The organism is Priestia sp. FSL R5-0597 (assembly GCF_038006305.1).
GTDB lineage: Bacteria > Bacillota > Bacilli > Bacillales > Bacillaceae_H > Priestia > Priestia zanthoxyli.
Genome location: NZ_JBBOUZ010000001.1, coordinates 1,811,785 through 1,833,097, shown reverse-complemented (window position 1 = coordinate 1,833,097; position 21,313 = coordinate 1,811,785). Strand labels below are relative to the sequence as shown.

General features: G+C 38.1%; 18 protein-coding genes. 3 read left to right on the top strand and 15 right to left on the bottom strand.

What is annotated here, in order from left to right:
• Positions 1–64: 64 nt before the first annotated feature.
• Positions 65–220: an aspartyl-phosphate phosphatase Spo0E family protein gene (locus MKX72_RS09355; RefSeq protein ID WP_016763750.1), complete on the top strand. Its 156-nt coding sequence runs from the start codon at positions 65–67 to the stop codon at positions 218–220.
• 135 nt (positions 221–355) lie between these two features.
• Here MKX72_RS09355 and MKX72_RS09350 read toward each other — a convergent pair whose 3' ends face one another.
• Entirely contained in the window at positions 356–1,324 is a 969-nt protein-coding gene (locus tag MKX72_RS09350) for an extracellular catalytic domain type 1 short-chain-length polyhydroxyalkanoate depolymerase (protein WP_049164062.1), read from the bottom strand.
• 298 nt (positions 1,325–1,622) lie between these two features.
• On the opposite strand from MKX72_RS09350, the gene MKX72_RS09345 reads away from it, so the two are divergent.
• Positions 1,623–2,384: an SDR family NAD(P)-dependent oxidoreductase gene (locus MKX72_RS09345; RefSeq protein ID WP_155008205.1), complete on the top strand. Its 762-nt coding sequence runs from the start codon at positions 1,623–1,625 to the stop codon at positions 2,382–2,384.
• A gap of 84 nt (positions 2,385–2,468) precedes the next feature.
• Here the strand turns inward: MKX72_RS09345 and MKX72_RS09340 are convergent, their stop codons facing one another.
• From MKX72_RS09340 to MKX72_RS09280, 13 genes are all read right to left on the bottom strand, one after another.
• The gene (locus tag MKX72_RS09340; protein WP_155008206.1) at positions 2,469–3,815 is read right to left on the bottom strand and encodes an MFS transporter; all 1,347 of its coding nucleotides are present in this window, start codon (positions 3,813–3,815) and stop codon (positions 2,469–2,471) included.
• Between the two features lie 64 nt (positions 3,816–3,879).
• Entirely contained in the window at positions 3,880–4,899 is a 1,020-nt protein-coding gene (locus tag MKX72_RS09335) for a TAXI family TRAP transporter solute-binding subunit (protein ID WP_155008207.1), read from the bottom strand.
• Between the two features lie 138 nt (positions 4,900–5,037).
• Positions 5,038–6,450: a sigma-54-dependent transcriptional regulator gene (locus MKX72_RS09330; protein WP_155008208.1), complete on the bottom strand. Its 1,413-nt coding sequence runs from the start codon at positions 6,448–6,450 to the stop codon at positions 5,038–5,040.
• Positions 6,422–8,485 carry a transporter substrate-binding domain-containing protein gene (locus MKX72_RS09325; RefSeq protein ID WP_155008209.1) on the bottom strand — a complete coding sequence of 688 codons (2,064 nt, stop codon included), beginning with the start codon at positions 8,483–8,485 and terminating at the stop codon, positions 6,422–6,424. Before MKX72_RS09325 ends, MKX72_RS09330 begins: the two co-directional genes overlap by 29 nt.
• A 374-nt stretch (positions 8,486–8,859) precedes the next feature.
• Complete coding sequence (locus MKX72_RS09320) at positions 8,860–9,270, bottom strand: GNAT family N-acetyltransferase (RefSeq protein ID WP_155008210.1); 411 nt, start codon at positions 9,268–9,270, stop codon at positions 8,860–8,862.
• 87 nt (positions 9,271–9,357) lie between these two features.
• On the bottom strand, positions 9,358–9,642 hold the full coding sequence (locus tag MKX72_RS09315; RefSeq protein WP_155008211.1) for a DUF5316 family protein: 285 nt from the start codon (positions 9,640–9,642) through the stop codon (positions 9,358–9,360).
• 164 nt (positions 9,643–9,806) lie between these two features.
• On the bottom strand, positions 9,807–10,289 hold the full coding sequence (gene ybaK, locus MKX72_RS09310) for a Cys-tRNA(Pro) deacylase (RefSeq protein ID WP_034264724.1): 483 nt from the start codon (positions 10,287–10,289) through the stop codon (positions 9,807–9,809).
• A 294-nt stretch (positions 10,290–10,583) separates the two neighbouring features.
• Positions 10,584–11,609 (bottom strand): hypothetical protein, encoded by a 1,026-nt coding sequence (locus MKX72_RS09305; protein ID WP_155008212.1) that lies wholly within the window; start codon positions 11,607–11,609, stop codon positions 10,584–10,586.
• A 230-nt stretch (positions 11,610–11,839) separates the two neighbouring features.
• Positions 11,840–12,829 (bottom strand): ABC transporter ATP-binding protein, encoded by a 990-nt coding sequence (locus MKX72_RS09300; protein WP_155008213.1) that lies wholly within the window; start codon positions 12,827–12,829, stop codon positions 11,840–11,842.
• Positions 12,822–13,820 carry an ABC transporter ATP-binding protein gene (locus tag MKX72_RS09295; protein WP_028413752.1) on the bottom strand — a complete coding sequence of 333 codons (999 nt, stop codon included), beginning with the start codon at positions 13,818–13,820 and terminating at the stop codon, positions 12,822–12,824. The genes MKX72_RS09300 and MKX72_RS09295 overlap by 8 nt, the downstream gene beginning before the upstream one ends.
• Positions 13,817–14,725, bottom strand: coding sequence for an ABC transporter permease (locus tag MKX72_RS09290; protein ID WP_034264721.1), 909 nt, complete (start codon positions 14,723–14,725; stop codon positions 13,817–13,819). Before MKX72_RS09290 ends, MKX72_RS09295 begins: the two co-directional genes overlap by 4 nt.
• Before the next feature lie 9 nt (positions 14,726–14,734).
• Entirely contained in the window at positions 14,735–15,688 is a 954-nt protein-coding gene (locus MKX72_RS09285; protein ID WP_028413754.1) for an ABC transporter permease, read from the bottom strand.
• Between the two features lie 59 nt (positions 15,689–15,747).
• The gene (locus MKX72_RS09280) at positions 15,748–17,286 is read right to left on the bottom strand and encodes an ABC transporter substrate-binding protein (RefSeq protein WP_033578690.1); all 1,539 of its coding nucleotides are present in this window, start codon (positions 17,284–17,286) and stop codon (positions 15,748–15,750) included.
• Between the two features lie 291 nt (positions 17,287–17,577).
• Between MKX72_RS09280 and MKX72_RS09275 the strand changes: the two genes are divergently transcribed.
• Positions 17,578–18,324, top strand: coding sequence for a gamma-glutamyl-gamma-aminobutyrate hydrolase family protein (locus MKX72_RS09275; RefSeq protein ID WP_028413756.1), 747 nt, complete (start codon positions 17,578–17,580; stop codon positions 18,322–18,324).
• A gap of 140 nt (positions 18,325–18,464) precedes the next feature.
• On the opposite strand, the gene ppsA is transcribed toward MKX72_RS09275, so the two are convergent.
• Entirely contained in the window at positions 18,465–21,071 is a 2,607-nt protein-coding gene (ppsA, locus tag MKX72_RS09270) for a phosphoenolpyruvate synthase (RefSeq protein WP_155008214.1), read from the bottom strand.
• Positions 21,072–21,313 lie beyond the last annotated feature (242 nt).

The following is a 21,313-nucleotide window of genomic DNA, read 5'->3' as shown; positions in this document are numbered from 1 at the left end:
GTTTTTACATAAAAAATTCAATAATTTAAACCTTTAAAATGACGTGGCAAGTGGAGGAAACTTAATGTGTTTCAAATGTAGGCTACTGCTGATAAAGATAGAATTTATACGAAAAATGATGATGATGATTGCCCTAGAAGAAGGGTTTACAAGTAGTAATACGATTAAAATCAGTCAGGATCTAGATGTATTGTTAAATCGGTTTGAAGCTACTTGTTAAGAAATGCTGGTTGATAACAGAAAAAGGATCTTTCGATAAGATCCTTTTTTACTGTTGATCGACAATTATTTGTTTCAAAAAAATGAAGGCAGATGTTATTTAGTAGTACATCTTGATCGTTCGTTCATATTTTATTTAATCATTCTGTGCCTCAAAAAAATCCCACATCATTTTTGAAGCATTAGGACCTTTTGAATCAGTATCTGATCCATTGTCATTTCCACCTGACCATGCATGCCCCATATCCTCTACCATAATTTTTTTCATCCAGATTTTATTTTCTGCATCTACGTAGTCATAAGTTATGTAACTATAATGATTTTCGTTTTCCCTTGAAGTGTAAGAAGCAGCATTTTCATGTAGGTCGATACCGAAATGCTTATATGTATAAATCCACTGCTGAATTAATGTAGACGCATTAATTGGATTAACTGTTGTATCTGATTGGCCATGAAACGTAATGATGGGAACAGGCCGTGCGTAAGGTCCCATTTTCTTATAAGCTTCATCACCGTCAAATTCAGGATTTAGAGATCCATATAGCATAACTTCTCCGGCTGTTATGAGGTCTACAGCATACGCATTACTGCCTGCTGAATGAATGCCTACCGCTTTAAATATATCAGGATAAGCAATAGCCATCACATTCGCCATAAAGCCTCCAGCTGACATGCCAGCAAGGTATATATTAGTAGAATCAATCGCATACTTAGTGGTTATGTGATCAATCATATCTTTTATTATGTCTGGCTCTCCATTACCGCGAAACTGGTTATACTCATAAAACCAATTCCAGCACCCGTTGGAATTAGCAAAGTAATTCATTTGGGGATAGAGAACAATAAAACCTTTTTCTTCCGCTAGCTTATTCATTTCCGTACCCGCAGCAAAATCATCTGCATCTTGTTGACATCCATGAAGCATAACGATTAATGGTACTTTACTTAATCCAGTATATGTACTTGGAACATATACCTTGTAGGTAAAATAATCATCATAATTATACTCTTTCCAAATAGGGCGAAAGAACGCACTCTGTAATTCTATTAAAAAAGTTGAAGCGCTTAAAACTGGATTCATAAAAAAGGAACATAAAGTATTCACGGAGTTTACCCTCTCTCTATTTCTGATGTATATACTCTCTATTTCGTTATATCACAAAATAATCCTTTTATTATGTATCTTATCTTTCATATATGTCTTTCATTATTTTTCTCTTCACTCTTTAGTGGTACAAATTCATAGAGTAAGTTATGCTCTGCGTTGGGTAACAACTTTAGGTGATTTAGTATGTTTAATACAAGTATACGCGTGGAATATTAGACAAAGATAATGAACTTCATTTCGAATGCATCCCGCTGCTAATCAGTGGGATAAATTTGTGATAAAAGGAGACATACACATGAAATATACAGTCATCACCGGAGCAAGTTCAGGAATTGGATATGAAACGGCTCTCGCGTTTGCAAAGCGTGGCAAAAACCTTATCTTAGCTGCTCGCCGAGAAGATAAATTAGAAGAGTTAAAAACTGAAATTACAAGTAACCATCAGAACGTCGACGTTGTTATTAAATCTGTTGATTTATCAACTGCAGAAAACGCGCATGAGTTTTATAAGTCGTTGCAAGGTTATGAACTAGAAACGTTTATTAACAACGCAGGCTTTGGAGATTTTAGTTTGATTGCAGATCAAGATTTAAATAAAGTGGAGAAAATGCTTCATTTAAATATCGAGGCATTAACCATTCTTTCATCTTTATTTGTAAAAGATTATGAAAACGTTGAAGGCACACAGCTTATCAATATTTCTTCAAGAGCAGGCTATAACGTAGTAGCTACTTCCATTACGTATTCCGCCACAAAATTTTATGTAAGTGCATTTACAGAAGGCATAGCTCAGGAACTAAAAACAAAAGGAGCTAAAATGCAGGCAAAAGTATTAGCCCCTGCTGCTACGGAAACAGAATTTGCTCAGCGCTCGTTTGGTACAGACAGCTTTGAGTATAAGGGGAAAGTTGCTAAGTATCACACGTCAAAAGAAATGGCTGAATTTCTGTTAGCCCTCTACGATAGCGATAAAACAGTGGCTCTTATCGAAGAAGGCACGCGTGAGTTTAGCTTAAAAGACCCTATCTTTCCTTATTCTGAACCAACTACAAAATAAATATCTTTTAAGTGTATAAAAAAGGACTGGCTTTTTATAGCCAGTCCTTTTTATGTTATCGAACGATTATTTGTTTAAGCAAAATTAAAAACTCACATTATTTGGCGGGATGTTGTCGTCTTTGTCATCTGTTTTCAACTCGGACTCTATGTATGAATCTTTAGAGGATTCTCCCATACGCCAATAAACAAGAAAGCTGATGGCAATACACCCTGCTACATAGAAGAAGAAAATTGATTCATGGCCAATACTTTTTAGCCATAGGGCGATAAATTCTGCTGTCCCTCCAAATATGGCAACTGTAAGTCCGTACGGCAATCCTACACCAAGAGCTCGAATTTCCGTTGGAAAAAGCTCAGCTTTTACAATAGCGTTAATAGATGTATAGCCTGTTACAATGATAAGTCCAACTGTCATTAATAGAAAGGCCATGACTGGGTTATGTGCTTGTTTCATAAAAAGAAACAGCGGTACAGTCAGCAATGTTCCCAAAATACCAAAGCTCATTAACAGAGGTCTGCGTCCAATTTTATCAGATAGCATCCCTGCTATTGGCTGAATGACAACAAATACAAGCAGCGCACAGAAGTTAATCCAGCTTACGACCCCTTTATCCAGCCCTACACTGTTTACCATAAATTTTTGCAAATATGTTGTATACGTATAAAAAGCGACCGTTCCTCCTAAAGTTAAGCCAATAACGGTTAATACTGCTTTAGGATGCTTCATAAGTGCTTTAATAGTCCCTGCGTTTTCACGGCTTTCAGAGTCCATTTTAGAAAATTGTTCTGACTCATCCATTGTACGGCGCAGCCATAAAACGCTTAGCGCTCCGATAGCTCCAATGACAAAAGGAATACGCCAGCCCCATGAAATCATATCTGCTTCACTGAGAACGTTTTGCAGAATAATTTGAACACCTAATGCTACCAGCTGACCAGCAACAAGCGTTACATACTGAAAGCTTGAATAAAATCCTCTTCGCCCGCTGCTTGCCATTTCAGAAAGATAAGTTGCAGACGTTCCGTATTCTCCCCCTAAGGAGATTCCTTGAAGCAAACGTGCGAGTACTAGAATAATAGGAGATAATAATCCTATCGTACTGTAGCTGGGGGTACAAGCGATAATCAAAGAACCGCTCGCCATAATCGTAATAGATAAGGTAAGCGCAGCACGGCGACCATATCGGTCCGCGTAGCGTCCCATTAATAAACTACCGATTGGACGCATTAAGAAACCGACGGCAAAGATTGCCGCTGTGTTAAGCAGCTGACTTGTTGGATCGCCTTCTGGGAAAAATTGCGATGAAAAATAGACGGCAAAAGCAGAGTAAACGTACCAATCGTACCATTCAATTAAATTTCCAACAGACCCTTTAAAAATATTACTTGTAACACGCCTGTTGTTTGCAGCTTCACTAGTATGAGCCATAATTAATCCCTCTTTTCTTTAAGTAGTGTTTTCTTCTGTACAACTTTATAGATAAAGATTTAGTTTATTTTATAATGCCTTTTTCTTCATAATACTTTTTTGCACCCGGGTGCAGTGGTAAAGGAAGTTGTTCTACCGCTTTTGCTAACGTTATTTTTTCAGCAGAGCTATTTGTTTGCTCAAGCTCTTCTATGTTTTCAAACAAAGCTTTTGTCAGTTCATATACTTTTTTTGGGGGCATATCTTTATTAATAATCAAAAGGTTTTTAACCATGACTGTTTTTGTTTCTGTGTTGACATCCTTATATGTATCAGCCGGAATCATCCCACTCCCTAGTGGCGGGTATGATTTTTTTAATTTTTCTGTCACTTCTTCAGGCACTGAAATCAGTTCAATTTCGTTCGTTGAGGCTAACTCCGTAATTCCTGAGTTAGGATATCCAGAAGAAAGAAAAGCTGCATCTGCGGTTCCATTTTTAATTCCTTCAATCCCTTCAGAAAAAGGTAGAAACCGTGCATGAAAATCCTGAGTGCTGATGTCCATGCTGTTTAGAATTCTCATAGCCAATACCTCTGTACCACTGCCAAGCGCTCCTACTACCACGTTTTTCCCTTTTAAATCTTGAAGCGTATGAATTCTAGCCGACTTCAGAGCTACAATTTGCATATAGTTTGGATATAAAGAAGCTACTGCTCTTACATTGGATAAATCTTTCTTATTAATTACGGCTTTTTCTTTTCCCCGAGAACTTGCCAGCATATCTGCCATCGAAAAGCCGAGCTCGGCTTTTTTTTGCGCAATTTTACTAATATTTTCTACAGAAGCGTCCGTTGTCTCTACGCTGGCTTGGATTCCTAGCTTTTCTCCATAAACTCTGGCTAGAGCATTGCCTAACTGAAAGTAAACACCTGTTGGTCCTCCTGTTACAATAGTAAGCGGTTTGTCGTCAAACCCTTCACTAGCCTTTGCGTTAGAGTCAGTGCTGTTTTCTTTTTCCTTATGAATAGTTAGTAAATCTCTATTTAAGACGGCTATGATAAATAGTAAACAGAAAACGAGCGCCACCCCTATATATCTTTTCATTTATTCACCTCTATTTTCTTTAATGTGGGCGCTTACAATAATATGTTGCAATTTTCGTGCCAACAAAAAAGCGCTTAAATGGCAGAGGAACTGACAAGAACCCGGCAAAAAATGCCGGGTAGAAACGGAAATATGTTCCTACTCGGCATTTTTTGCCTCCTTTTGTTGAATTGTGCGGTAAAGATGAAGTTTGTTACGGATACTTCGTTCACTGATACCGAGTGCCTGAGCTGTTTTTCTGCGGTTGCCTCCACACTCTTCAAGGACTGATTCGATAATTAGCTGTTCTGCTTCTTTCATCGTGTAGTTAATTGGAATATTAATTAATTTTGTTTCTTCGGTGAAATTCTCATTCTCATAGCGTGACAAAGAAATCTCTTGTTCGTGTTGAACAGTTATAGGTAAATCTTTTTCCATAATCGTTCCATCTTTGGTCATAGCAACGGCATATTCAAGAATGTTTCCTAGCTGTCTTATATTTCCAGGGTAATCATACGTTAAAAGCTTTTTATATGCATCTGAAGACAGCACACAAAGCGGTTTCTCCATTTCTTCTGAGTATTTTTGCAAAAAGTATGGAATAAGCAGCGCTATATCTTCCTTCCGTTCCCGTAATGGCGGTAGTGTGATAGGGATGACATTCAAGCGGAAATATAAGTCTTCGCGAAAGCCATTTTCTTTTACCATACGATTTAATTCTTTATTAGTGGCACTCACAATCCGAACATCTACTTTTCTTGTTTCCGATGAGCCAAGAGGCGTTATTTCTTTTTCTTGTAAAAATCGAAGCATTTTTGCTTGCAACGACGGAGGCATCTCACCAATTTCATCTAAAAAAAGAGTTCCTCCATCAGCTGCGGCTACTTTCCCGTTTTGATTGCGAGTAGCTCCTGTAAAGGCGCCTTTTACAAAACCAAAAAGTTCACTTTCAAGTAAAGTCTCTGGAATAGCCGCACAGTTAACGGAAATAAACGGTCCGTTTGCTCGCTTTCCCTGCCGGTGAATCCCTCGCGCTACTAGCTCTTTTCCAGTACCGCTTTCACCGAATATAAGCACGTTCGAATCAATGTCTTTTACTCTATTAATAATCGAAAAAACTTGTTTCATAGCTGCACTTTCACCAATCATTTGATCGTAGCCCTTTATTTTCTCAATCGTTTCGCTTAATTCACGAACTTTATCATGAAGCTCCTGGTGTTCAAGCGTTTTTTCAATTAATATATGAAGCTCTTCAATATCAAGAGGCTTTGTAATGTAATGGTAAGCTCCTCTTTTAATAGCTTCTATAGACGATTCAATCGTCCCGTAAGCCGTCATCATAATAATGGATGTTTGAGGCTGAATGTCTTTAATTTTACTTAGCACTTCAAGCCCATTATATTCGCCGAGTCGCCAATCCAGCAAAACAACGTGGACAGGCTGACTGCGTAAAAATTGATAAGCTTCCGGTACTTCTGTAAGATTGGTCACTTCGTAGTTTGTTTCTAGAGCAAAACGAAGAGATGAACCAATAGCGGGTTCGTCATCGAGAATGAGAACAGTCGGTTTCATATGAATGGCCTCCTTTTTCTTTCGTAACAGGCAAGACAATCGTAAATGTTGTACCATTTCCTTTTTTTGTTTGCATCGTAATTTCTCCATTATTCTCTTCTATCCACTGATAGCATAGTGATAAACCAAGACCCACTCCCTGCTTTTTTGTTGTATAGAAAGGTTCCATAATATGTGGGACGTCTTTTTCATCTATGCCTTTTCCTGTATCACTAACATTAATAAAACCCAATCCATTTTCTGTTACAGCCCTGATAGAGAGCTCCTTACGAGGACTGCTTTCCATCGCGTCCAGCGCATTTAACATCAGGTTTAGCATAATTTGTTTAATTTGATCGGGATCACTGTAAAGACGCATACCCGGTTCAATATCAAGAGATAAGTGAACCGCTTTCTTTTTTAACGTAGGGCTAATAATAACCGCTACAGAGTTTATAAATGTTTCTACGTCAAAAGCTATTTTCTGAGGGTATTTAGGCCGGGCATAATCTACTAAACTTTCAACAATACGATTCATTCTTCTCAGTGCTTCTGGAAGGTGCTTGGACAGTTCTTTTCGAAACTCTGGATTTTCATATTTATTTGGCAGCAAATCAATAAACGTTTTTACGGATGTAAGCGGATTACGAATTTCGTGTGCTACACCTGCGACCAGCTGACCTAACGCACGCATTTTCTCTTGAGTTGCTAACTTCTTCTCAAGCAGTCTTTCTTCAGAACGATCCGCTAGTGTCAGTAAATAACCGTTCATTTTAGTTGTATCTTCATAAAGCGGAATTACTCGATACAATACAAAATAGACTTCTCCATTTTGTTTGTGCTGAATTTCTTTTGTAAATGGCAATGCCATTTGCGATTGCTTTATCGTATTATACGTTTTAAAAATTTGCTGGATAAGCGGATGTTGATGAATATGACTAGATTGAAATGTTTTATCCTCTATGAGAAGAATTTCTTTTGCCCGCTGATTGATAGTTGTAAGGTTTAGCGATTGATCAAATGTGAGAATTCCGTAATACATATGGTTAATAACTTGTGTCTGAAATGCATGCGCCTGTGAAATTGCTTTTTGCTGAATCTGCAGCTTTTGATTCGCATCAGCAAGCGCCGATGTACGTTTTTTTACTTCTTTTTTTAATCGCTTGTTCCAAAGATATATGGTAAATAAACTACCTAGTGTTAAGACAACTATAATAAGAAGAAAAACAATCCAATTGCGCAATTCTTTTAGGCGTTCTTCTGAAGAAGAAACAAACCATTTTCTATATAGTTCTTGATATGTTCCATCCGCCTGCATACGTGAAATTGAACGGTTAATGATCGATAAAAATTTTGTGTTTTCAGGTCGAGTTGCAACCGCAAACTCTGAAGGTATTCCTACATTATCGAGTATAGTATACTGTCCTTTTTTCTTTGATTTCTCAAGATAAAATTCCGCGGTCCACTTGTTTGAAAAAAAAGCATCAGCCCGATTTAAAAACAGGAGATTGAGCGCATCCTCTGGATTTAAAGCCACTTGAAACTCTATGTTTCTTACATTCATCAGCAGTTCAAAGGAGATTTTATCTTCCCGCATGGCAACTGTTTTGCCTCGTAAATCGGTTAAAGATGTAACCGAGGACTTTAATGAGTTTGGAATGACTACGGCATCTGCCATCGTAAAATATGGATCGGAAAACTTAAACACTTGATTTTGATTAGCCGAATACTCCAAGCCCATAATGGCATCAATTTTACCTTCTTGCAGTGCTTTTGTTGCTTGATAAAGATCCATTGGAATATATGTAAATTTCACATTCTCTTCTTTCGCTATTTGATTGAGCATATCAATACTAAAACCAGTAAATACTCCTTCATCGTTCACGTAAGAAAAAGGCGCAAGATGTTTTTCTCCAGCAATGCGGTATGTCTTTTTTTCGGCTGCGTAATTTGCTTTTTTATTGGGTACAGTTTCTGCTTTTACAGAAACCGGAAGATAAGCTAGACATAAGATAATAGATAAAATAAAACAAAACGGGCGGAGTGTAACATACATAAGATATAGCTGTCTCCTTTTAAAAAACCTTTAGTTAAGTAGATGAAAAATGTCTTTTATTATTATGTATTTCTTAAGGTATTGGAATTTCAAGAACCAAAATAAAATGATATTGAAATATTCTGTCAATCTTTTTTATAAAGAAAAGCCTCTTTCTAGAGGCTTTTTGTTATCGCAAACAAAACATATTTGTTCGGTAATTAATATTCTTTTACTCTCGGCCTTTAGCTTCTTTGATGTTAAGTTGTATGTAATTTTAGCCCTATAAATATAAGGAGCTGCTAAATGTATTATATCATATTGTGAGTGCCTTTTATTTGCTTTCGTTATTGATCATCCTGCTGCTCTCTTTTTCTTGCAATCCAAAATTTATCTCATTTAACTTTAAATTCACACAAAAAGCGCTCCACTCCGAGATATTTTTCACCTAAACTTGTTATTTGGAAGCCAAAATTAGAATAAAAGTTTACTGACTCTTTATCTGTCTCAGCAAAAATAGAATGTATATCATAGTTCTTACAAAGAAAGCGAATCATGCTGCTTCCTATTCCTTTCCCTCTCTCTTTTGGTAAAACAGCTATATGTTTTACAACAGCTTCCTTGGCGTTAAGAAATTCAACTCCTATACAGCTAACTGTTTCTCCATTTACTTCAATACTATATAATTTCCGACTTGGCAAACAAGTGTATTTTTTATACTCTCCATCAACCTTCTCTTCTAAAGTTGCATAAGATAACAGCTTTTTTATTGTCGGGTTCACCATAGTTGAAGTGATTTCTTTCATCCTAGCACCTCTTTTCGCTATTATCTTATGAATAATTAGTTTGTTTTTTAGGACCTTGCGGGTTGCTCTTACATGTCGAAGAATAAACTATACAAAGTAATGAATGAGAAGAAATACCCCGAGAACTGGAGCGGCAGCTAACATAAGGTTTATAGAATTTGTTATTCTCCACTTCTTGTCTGCTTTTGATTCTGTGGAAAGGTTAGCTCTCATTCGATCACCGCTCACAGCTGCTCCAGATATAATAATGGCTAACCCTACTAGTATAATGAACACTGCCAAAAATACTGTTTCTGAATTTACGTTAGCTATTGTACATGCTACTAAAAGTATAAAAGATAAAATGAACCCACCAATAATTGATTTAATCATTTTTGTCCTCCTCCTATCCTTTTCATAAAGTTTCCATATATTAACTATATAATATCATTTTTTCTGTCTTTTTACTTTTGTTTTTGTTATTCCAACAGTAATTAAACCAACTAAAAAAGCGAAACGCTTATGTCTAAGTGCGTTTCGCTCAAGGGAACTACATTTCAACTATCTTTTGTGATGTCTGCCGGACGTATACGAATTACTTTTGATAAGTCACTTAGTGGTAGCTGTATCTGATGACCTACACGCCCGCCTGAAAAGTAAATCGTTTCACAGTCTTCTGCCGTAGAGTCAATGAAGGTTGTGAACTGCTTTTTCATCCCGATAGGAGAACACCCTCCGTGAACATATCCTGTCAGAGGCAACAGCTCTTTTTGAGGAATCATTTCTAAGGACTTTTCACCAGCCGCTTTTGCCGCTTTCTTTAAATCAAGCTCCTTTTCAACCGGTACCATGAAGACATAATGTTCTTTTGATTTTCCAACGGTCACAAGTGTCTTGAAGACTTTAGCAAGATCCTCTCCGAGCGAAGTAGCTACCTGTACTCCACTCAGATTTTTAGTTTCATAAGAATAATAATTGTACTCAATTTTTTTCTGATCTAAAATTCGCATTACGTTCGTTTTGTCTGCTTTTTTACCCATAATTATCACCGATACCATCATAACACGTTTTGTTTTCATATCTCCATATATTAGGATAGGTAGGTTAAAAAGGGCCAATCATCTATCTTATCGTGATACAATCATTGGTCGTAAGGCACTAAACTTTTTTTAATATCACCCGCCCCTATGTCACAAAAATTTCTTTTCTAAAAGAAAACAAAGGCTTTATCTAAGGAATAACTTGTAGAATAAATGCCGTAATTAAATAGTTAGAGGCAACATAGACCTTCCTTCTTTAACACAAAAAACAAGCCAATAGGCAAAACTTCTTGTTTAATATGCATCATTAAGTAAATCAATAATTTCACCTGTCTTAGGATTTACTGAGTACCATCCATAGGTAGCTTCGTGTGCTTCGCTGTAAGGTGTATTAGGGTCGTCTTTTACATCTTCAAGATCGTGGATAACATAATTCCCATCCTCATCATCGTGGTCATAAACAACAATGTGTACCGGATCATTAATAGAATACCCTTGTTGTTTTCTAACTAACTCCTCCGCTTGTTCGTGAGTCAGTAATGTTTGCGTATCCTCGGCTGGTGCTTCTTCAGCAGCAGATTTTTCGCTACCTTGTGGATTTTCTTGTGAATCCTCAGCATCATCTGTTCTTTTTGCTTTTATCTGAGGTGTTTCCGACATACTTCCTTTTTGATATTTTCCATCATAGTAAACGCCTATTCCTCCACCAGAACTGGTACAGCTTGGCTGATAATCAACTTTTATATAACTTGTATAGTTAGTCATCGTAATCATACAACCACCGTCTATATCATCCGTTATTTGAGTAGCGACATTTCCTTTAATCTTTGCAGTTCCTTCCACATCCCCTGCACTCACAATTCCAGTACTAACATCTTCTGGGTTGTCAAAATGATTTGCGTTTAATTTGAACTTAAGCGTGTCGCCTTTTAAATTAGTAATATCTATTCCAGCGGGGTCTGTATCAATATTTCTGCTCCACGTGCTACCCCAGTCAACTTGACTAGGCGCTGATTCAGTTTTATCTGCTGCTTGCGTAGAATCTTCTTTCTGTTTATCCCCTGGTTTTGAGGAGTCTTTCTCTTTTTCTGTGACTTTATTTGTTTTTTTATCCGACTCTTCTGTAGCATTGTCTTGAGGCTCTTTTTTCTTGATTGCTTCGTTACTTTCTTCTTTTGCTTCTACGTTTTTCTTTGTTGCGTTCTCCTTGGTTTCTTGAGTGCTTGTAGCGGCTTCCTTTTCATCTGAAAAACTACACCCGGTTAAGCTACCTACACATAACAGTAGTGAAATTCCCAAAATAAAAGATCCCTTTTTCATATAAAAACCCCTTTTTATGTATATTTATAGAACTATATTATCATTAAAATATTCGTTTTTTATATAAAAATGAATCTAATATGCTAAATAATGACTTTTCACTACCCTTGGAACCCGATGTTTTCAAAGAAAAAAGCCACTAGATGTACTAGTGACTTTTTCATTTCTATTCATTCAATTATGCTGCTGCATCAATATGTTTGTTTTCTCTATCGCTACAGATTTTCACCTTAACTATATAGATGACATTTTACTTTATGCTTGCTATCAATCACTGTATCTTCAGGTGTTTCTTTCATGCAGCGGTCAAATGCGAACGGGCATCTTTTATGAAACGCACAGCCTGAAGGTGGATTAAGAGGAGAAGGAATTTCACCTTTAACCTCAATTTTTTCACGCTTTTCATGTTCGTGAATTGCCGGGACAGATGATAAAAGAAGTTTTGTGTAAGGATGACGAGGATTTGAAAAAATCTCATCTGTTGGCCCTTCTTCTACTAATCTTCCTAAATACATTACGCCAACGCGGTCTGCAATATGTCTTACAACGCTTAAATCGTGGGAGATAAAGAGATATGAAAGCTTCATTTCTCTTTGCAAACTGCGCAGCAAGTTTAAGATTTGTGCTTGAATCGATACGTCCAGTGCTGAAACCGGCTCATCACAAATGATAAGCTTCGGGTTTAAAATCAACGAACGCGCAATCCCTATGCGCTGACGCTGGCCGCCTGAAAATTCGTGCGGATAGCGGTTGTAATCTTCTTCGTTAAACCCAAGCTTTTTTAATAATTCAATGACAAGCTGCTTTCGTTCGCTTTTGGCGCCTACATTATGAATTGTTAATGTTTCTTGAATGGAAGCCCCAATTTTTTTCCTTGGGTTAAGGGAAGTATGCGGATCTTGGAAAATCATTTGCAAATCTTTACGAATCGTCCGTAAGCGTGATGCTTTAGATTCGAAAATACTTTCTCCATTAAACTGTGCTTCCCCGCCCGTTGGTTCTACTAACTTTAAAAGCGTGCGCCCCGCTGTACTTTTCCCGCAACCAGATTCACCTACTAGTCCGTACGTTTCGCCTTCATAAATATCAAAGGATACATCTTGAACTGCTTTGATTTGGCCTTTTGCTTTTCCTAAAGCTGAACGAACCGGATAATATTTTTGCAGGTTGCGAACTTCAAGCAAGGGCTTGGCGCTTTGCTGCTTTGCTTCACTAGACATACGCAACCTCTCCTTCTTGAATTTTTTCATAGTGCCAGCATCGAACGCGATGCGTATCATCGGCATGCTCTAAAACAGGTACTTCTTTATGGCATTTTTCCGTTGCAAACGGGCATCTTGGTGCAAAACGACAGCCGTCTGGCACGTTTGAAAGCGGCGGAACCGTTCCGGGAATGGACGAAAGCTCTTTTGTTCTGTCGCCATCTAAATGAGGAACCGACTTAATTAAGCCCATTGTATAAGGATGAAGCGGCTTTGAAAACAGCGTTTTAACGTCCGTTTCTTCCATCACTTGCCCTAAATACATCACGGCTACTTTTGTACAAATATTAGCGACAACGCCTAAGTCATGGGTGATGAACAGCACGCCCATGTTGAGCTTGTCTTTTAAATCCATCATAAGGTCAAGGATTTGCGCTTGAATGGTTACGTCTAAAGCCGTCGTTGGCTCGTCGGCAATAAGAAGCTTCGGCTCACAGGCTAAAGCCATCGCAATCATAATGCGCTGCCTCATTCCTCCCGAGATTTCATGCGGATACTCTTTTGCTCGCTGTTCTGGAGACGGAATGCCAGTTAGTCTCAAAAGCTCTACGACTTTCTTTTGCGCTTCTTTTTTAGAGACTTTTTGATGCAGACGAATCACTTCAGCAATTTGTTTTCCAATTGGCATAACGGGATTTAATGACGACATGGGATCCTGGAAAATCATTGAGATTTCGTTTCCTCTTAGCTTTTGAATTTGCTTTGAAGACATGTCTAATAAGTTTTTTCCTTCAAACAAAATCTTGCCATCGTAGCTTGTTAGGTCTTCATCTAATAGCTGAAGAATAGATTCGGACGTTACGCTTTTTCCTGATCCAGATTCACCGACAATGCCCAATACTTCTCCTTTATTTAATTGAAGAGATACATTGTCAACAGCCGTTACTTCTCCGCTATACGTTGTAAAAGTTACTTGTAAGTCTTCTAATTTTAAAAGGGCGTTACTCAACGTTTTTTCCTCCTTTTCTTCAGCATTACGTTTTTCGGATTTAACCAATCGCGCAGACCGTCACCAAATAAATTAAGGCCAAGTACAATTAAAATGATGAATACACCCGGAAACACGGTCATCCACCACGCGTTGTAAATCGCAAGCTTTCCGTCATACAGCATATTTCCTAAGCTTGGTGTTGGCGCAGGAATTCCGGCTCCTAAAAAGCTTAGCGAAGCCTCTGTTAAAATCGTCACAGCAAACACGTATGTTACTTGAACGATTAAAGGCGATAAGACGTTTGGCGCCATATGAAAACAAATGATTCGAAGTGAGCTTGCTCCTTGAGCTTTTAGCGCTTCAATAAATGTTTTTTCTTTTACAACAAGCGCAGCTGAACGAACAATTCTCGCAATCGAAGGAATAAATACAAGGCTCAGTGCGATAATAACATTGCTTGTTTTAGGTCCTAAAGCAGACATGATGGCAATTGCTAGTAAAATAGACGGGAAAGCAAACAAGCCGTCACAAATTCTCATTAAAATATAATCAAGAATTTTATAATAAGAAGATAAAAGTCCAACGATTAAACCAAGTACAGTAGCAATAATCGTTACTGCGGCTCCAATCATTAACGATATTCTGACGCCGTACATTGTCCGACTAAATACATCTCGCCCAAAGTTATCCGTTCCAAACCAGTGCGTGCTTGACGGCGGTGCTAATCGATTTGCAGGGTCGATTTGTAAACTGCCAAAAGGAGAAATGAGCGGAGCAAAAACAGCAATCAAAATAGATAATAAAATAAGTATCGCTCCTCTTACTAGCAAACGATTTGAGAAGAAACGCGCTGCCGCTGGGTTTCTTTTTTTCTTTGAAGTTACTGAAATGGTCTCTGTATTTTGTTGTGCGTTCACATTCATCACCCTCCTTTAATCATGATAAGAATTGCGTACACGCGGATCGATCACGGCATACAGCAAATCAACAACTAAATTGATGACCACGTAAGCAACCGTAATTAAAAGTACAGCTCCTTGAATAAGCGCGTAATCTCGGCGTTCAATTGATGAAACAATCAGCTGACCTAATCCCGGGATGTTAAATAATGATTCTGTTACTGCCGCTCCGGTCACAAGTCCCGCAAATGATTCTCCGATAACTGTTAAAATCGGTAAAAAACTCACGCGCAGCGTATGCTTAAGCATAATTGTGCGTTCATTTAATCCTTTTGCTTTTGCCGTTTTAACAAAGTTTTCAGAAATGGTATCGAGTAAAGATGAACGCGTCATACGCGTAATTAATGCAGCTTGAATCGCTCCAAGCGTAATCGTTGGTAAAACTAAATACTTTAAGTATTCAAATAATCCGGCATTTAACGGAACGTATCCTGAAACAGGGAAAATTCGAAGCTGTACAGCAAAAAGCAAAATAAGGAATGAACCGAGAAGAAAGCTAGGAATAGAGATACCTAAAAGGCTGGCTCCCATAATGCTTTCATCACGAATCGTTCCTTTATGTTTAGCTGCATATATACCAAATAGTAAAGCAAACACCACGCCAAAAATTTGCGCAAGTATAGCTAGAGAAACCGTAGGACCTACGTTATCCCAAATTGCCCCGAGCACAGGTTTATTTAAAAAGTAGGAATAACCAAAATCTCCGTGAAAGATGTTAGATAGCCAGATAAAGTATTGATTGACAACAGGCTCATCCAATCCCATTTCTTTGCTTAGCGCTGCAATTTGTTCCGGACTTGCGCCTTGTCCTAAAATGATTGCTGCGGGACTCCCAGGCGTTAAGCGTGTAATTAAGAACACAACAATAGATACAATGAATAAAACAGGAATTAGTGCAAAAAGTCTCTTAAGTGTATAAGCTCCCATCGTAAACTCCTTTCTAAAACAGAGAGCATAAGCCCTCTGTTTACTAGAATAATAAGATATTATTTTGTTAAACTCATATTGTAGAAAATTGGACCTAAATTATACTCATAGCCTTTTGAATTGTTAGAAACGGCATTGATGTTCACTTTATGACCAATAAGTGTGAACGGAAGCTCGTCCCATACGTATTGCTGGATGGCATCAATGTCACCGCGAGCTTCTTTAACAGAAGGAGCAGCTTTAATTTTGTTTAAGTAGTCCATTGATTTTTCAACTGATGTACCTTTTGTCGTCCAGAATCCTTGGAAGATGGTAGAACGAGCATTCCAGTCAACAGGATAGATGTCCCATTGGTTTGTATCACTCATTTTATCGCTGAATGTCGCCCAGTCGTATACTTCTAATTTTACATTCATACCAATGTCTTTTAATTCTTGTTGAACCACAACAGCTGTATTGTATTGATCTTGGTAATCACGAGACGCCATTAAGCGAATTTCTTCTCCGTTATAACCAGATTTCTTCAAATATTCTTTTGCTTTTTTCTTATCATGCTGGTTATATTCTTCTTTTCCAGCTGTACTGTAGTAGTTTGGATACTCTTTGTTCACAATGGATGAAGAAAGCTTGTAATAATCTGAGCTTCCGTAAGAACTGTCTAAGATATCTTTTGAGTTAAGAGCTGCGTTAACTGCTTTTCGCGCATTGATGTCTTTAAAGACGCCTTTATCTGCGTTGTAGAAAAGTCCCATAAATCCGCCTGGTGATGTTTCTACTTTTGCATTTTGACTGCCTTCAACTTGTTTGGCATTATCGCTTGATACAGATAGCGCAACGTCAAATTGTCCGGTTGTAATACCAGAAATCCTAGTTGACTCATCGCTTACGAAACTAATCTTAATTTCATCAACGTGAGGAGTTTTCTTAACTTCGCGGCCTTTCGAAGAATAATCTTTAAATTTTTCTAATAAAAGATATTGATTTTTCTTCCACTCTTTTACTTTATATGGACCTGTTCCTATGTAGTCTTTGATCCCTTCATCAGATGCATTGTCAACCACTTCTTTTGGTAAAATAGCTGCTGCGGGGATTGGATCAGCTAATAAAGATAGCGTGTTAACATTTGGTGATGGTAAATGAAGCTCTACCGTATAATCACCGGTTTTTGTCATTTCAGCACCAGAGAAGTTTGTTTTTCCAAGGGATGATAGCTTAATCCAGCGGTTAATAGAAGCGACAACGTCATCTGCAGTCATTTCTTTACCGTTATGGAATTTAACCCCTTTTCTTAATTGAAACGTGTATGTTTTTTTATCATCGCTAATATCTACTTTAGACGCTAAGTCAGGCTTAGGATTTCCTTTGTCGTCTAAAATCATTAACCCTTCATAGATACTGCGCGTTGCATCTTTTACATCTGAGTCCCCAGTGATTTGAGCATCTAGCGTTGCTGGCTCACTTTGAGACGCGACGTTTAGCGTTCCGCCTTCTTTTCCTTCTTTTTCACTTGAAGTATTTTTACTTGCGTTACCACTGCACCCTGCTACCATGAGGACAATGGTTAAAAGAGAGATGAAAAGTAAATAAGTCCTTTTCACTAAAATCACTCCTATTTCCTTGTATAAAATTTTAATCCGACTATAATAAGAAGAATAGTAGGAATGTGAACAATTGTAGCACTACCTTCTACCTTTGGCAATTAGTATTTTTGACACACAGAGGCTATTATACCATTTTCTATTAAATAAATATGGTATATATGTATAATAGTTGAATAAAAGAACCATTTATTTCTTATAAAGCAAGCGATTGAAAACACTTTATCAACGCAGTAAAAAAGAAAAAACATCTTAAGAAATGGTAATTTAACAAAAAAGGAGAAAACAACAGTGGGATTTTTAATTGGTATATCAGGAAGCATTATTGTGGATCAAGGAGGACGCTTTCCAGGCTATAAGCGAGCGTATGTGAATAACGACTATATCGAATCAACAGCGCTAAGCGGCGGAGTTCCTTTTATCTTGCCAGTACTAGAAGATGAAGAAATGATTAAAGCGCAGGCAGAAAGTATAGACGGGTTGATTTTATCAGGTGGACAAGACGTCAATCCCCTTTTATACGGTGAAGAACCGACAACCAAAACAGGTTCACCTTTTTTAGCACGAGATCAGTCTGAACATCTATTGTTAAAGCATGTGATTGATCAAGGAAAGCCCGTATTAGCGATTTGCCGCGGTTTACAAATTTTAAACGTTGCTTACGGCGGCACGCTTTATCAAGACATGTCAGACATTAAAGAGTCATTTATCAAACATGATCAATACAACAATACAAGCGACCCTTCTCATTCCATCATGATTAAAGACGGAACACGCCTACATGACCTTTACGGTAATCAAGCTCTTATTAATTCATTTCACCATCAAGCGATTAAAGACGTAGCTCCAGGCTTTGAAGTTTCCGCATGGGCAAAAGACGGAGTCATTGAAGCCATTGAAAAACAAGGAAATCAATTTGTAGTCGGCGTCCAGTGGCATCCAGAAATGATGGCAAAAGAACATATTTCAATGCTGAACTTGTTTAAACTGTTTATGGAGCATGTGCAGCAGACAGCTACGAAAAAAGTCAGCATTTGACGTTTAAATCTACTTTGTTACCAATATAAAAAAGGCAGGCCATTGTGGCCTGCCTTTTTGTATGAACTGAAGATGCGCAAAGAAATCTAGACAAATCTTCATCTATTAATTAGATAAAATAGTGCAAGTATTTTTGGCTTTTACAGTATTTCAATATACCCTTCTGTTCCATGTACGCGAATTCGCTGACCGTCTTTTATTAGCCGAGTAGCATTCTCTACTCCGACAACCGCTGGCAATCCGTATTCGCGGGCAATGACTGCGCCGTGAGTCATCAGTCCCCCAACTTCCGTAACAAGCCCCTTTATTCCTACGAATAACGGGGTCCAGCTAGGGTCAGTAAAGGAAGTGACTAATATATCTCCATCTGATAGATTAGCTTTTTCCATGTTTAAAATGACGCGCGCGCGCCCTTCTATCACTCCGGAAGAAACCGGTAAACCTACAATTGCTTGGGGCGGGAGGTTTTCTCGTTTGTACGCACCTGTAATAATTTCACCCTGAGACGTAATCACACGCGGAGGTGTTAGCTTTTCATATAATCTGTACTCTTCTTTTCGTTTACTGATGATTTGGTAATCTAGTTTACGTGTGCGCACAACTCCTTGAAGTTCTTCAAACGTCAAATAGTATATATCTTCTGATTCATCAATAACGCGGGCTTTTACTAGCAGAGCGGCTTCTTTCAGGAGAGCCTGCTTATAAACAAAATAACGGCTAATCATCCCGTATTTGGGATATTCACGATAACCGATAAAATTTCGGAGGAGATCAATTCTTTCTTTTGTTTCTTTTGCTTTTTGTTCGCCATCGGGCAATTGCTTTAATCGACTTAATAGCTCTTTCTCTTTTTTAAAGGCTTCCTGCAAACCTTTTTCAAATTTTTGTTTGCTGGCGTTAGCCTCAAAGTTTTTAATATTACCAAGAATCACAGGGATAAGTGCAGCTGGCTTTTCGCTCCACCGAGTTTTCGTAATATCGATTTCGCCGGGACATCGCATTCCGTATTTGCTGAGATAATCATAGATAGCGTCTCGGGTTTCCTGTCCGCCTTCTAACTTAACCAGGTTCTCCAAAAAGTTATCATCTTTTACATGTTTTAAATAATGAATGACTTCTGGATAAGGGCGAATTACATCTGCGACATCCAATAGCGCCAGACCCATTTCTGAAGTAATATTGTTTGGGACGGATTGAGAAAGCGCGTCTGCTGCGTTTTTTTCACCTAACCATGTCTCCATTTTTTCATTAATCCATGATGAAGCATCCATAGCGGCCATAAACACAGCTGTACTTTGTGGATCAAATAAAATCTTCTTTAATGTCCCGATATCTTCTGAAATGAAATCGACTAATTCCGACCCTGACTTCGTTTGGATGGTTTGTTTTAGCTCTTCTATTGAAGCTTGATTCTTCTTGATCAAGTCAAAAACGATCGTAAAGTCGTTTTCGATTTGTACCTTAGGCTTCGTAGGCGGCACGCTTTTATTGCTTTTACCGGAACTTTGATCATTAGATAAAGATTTTATGAAATCTCCTCGCTCTATTATGCTTGTAAGTGCGTCTTTCATGAGCGGATCATGTTGTCCCATGGCACCTAACATCATTTTTCTGCTGTCAGGTGAAGCCAGCATAGGGGTGACATCAACAAACAACCTTCCACCGGCTGTACGCATCGGTGCATTAGTCGTTAACAGAAAAAAAGACAATCCCAGTGGTTTCATGGCATCGGTCATCATTTGTTGGTGTCCAACAGATACATACACGTGATTTTCTTGATCATCTGCTTCAGGAATTGGATATAAAGTAGTGATTGGACGACTTTGGACAATGTAAAATGTATCATCAGCCAAGCACCACTCGATATCTTGAGGACAATCAAAATAAGCTTCAAGCTGTCTTCCAACGCGTTCTAATTGTAAAATTTGAGAGTCAGTGAGCGCTTGATTTTTTTGCAGATCAAAATGAACTTCCTTGGTTTCTGTTCCACCTTCTTTTAATCCGTAGATAGCTACCTTTTTAGCTGCTATTTTTTTATCGACGATTTCTCCTTCTTGTACTTTATAGCAATCGGCAGATACCAAACCAGACACCAGCGCTTCTCCAAGTCCAAAGCCTGCATCAATGGATAACAGCTTTCGGTTAGAAGTAATTGGGTCAGCGGTAAATAAAATACCTGAAGCCTGCGGGAAAACCATTCGTTGAACAATAACCGATGCGTGCACTTGACTATGGTCAAATCCATTTTTTATCCGGTAGGTTACCGCGCGATTTGTAAACAGGGAAGCCCAGCATTTGCTAATGTGCTCAAGGATGGCTTCTTTGCCTCTGATATTTAAATAGGTGTCATGCTGACCAGCAAAAGAAGCATGTGGCATATCTTCAGCTGTCGCACTTGAACGAACGGCATAAGCATGCTCTTCCCCAAACTGAGAGAGAGAATGAATAACTGCTTTTACAACGTCAGAAGGAATTTTTATTTCCATAATGGTTTGGCGAATTTTTTCGCTGATTTCACCAATTTGATCTCGATCATCAGCATTTAGCATCGTCAGCTGGTTCAGTAACGCTTGAAATGTTTCATTTTGTTCAAGAGCTTTTTGATACCCGGCCGCTGTCACACAAAATCCTTCCGGTACTTGTATTCCTTGAATTTTTGATAACGCGCCTAAATTTAAAGCTTTTCCTCCAACAAGTGAAAGCTGTGTATCTTTTATTTCTTGAAAGCTAAGAACTAAAGAGTTCATTCAACATCTCTCCTAACCGGTAATGTTTTATCGATTTTACCAGCAGTAAATGAGAATAAACAGTCTATATCGGCATTTTTTTATGTGGTATAATTAAAGTAGGAAGAGAAATACATACCTTTTTGTTTGCGGTTACATATTTAAAAGTTGTAATAAATAGCTTACCTAATTGATTCGTATCCTGTTTAAAGCAGGTAAGTATATGCCTAATAACGCTTCTATTCTTCCCTCCTCGTTTGACT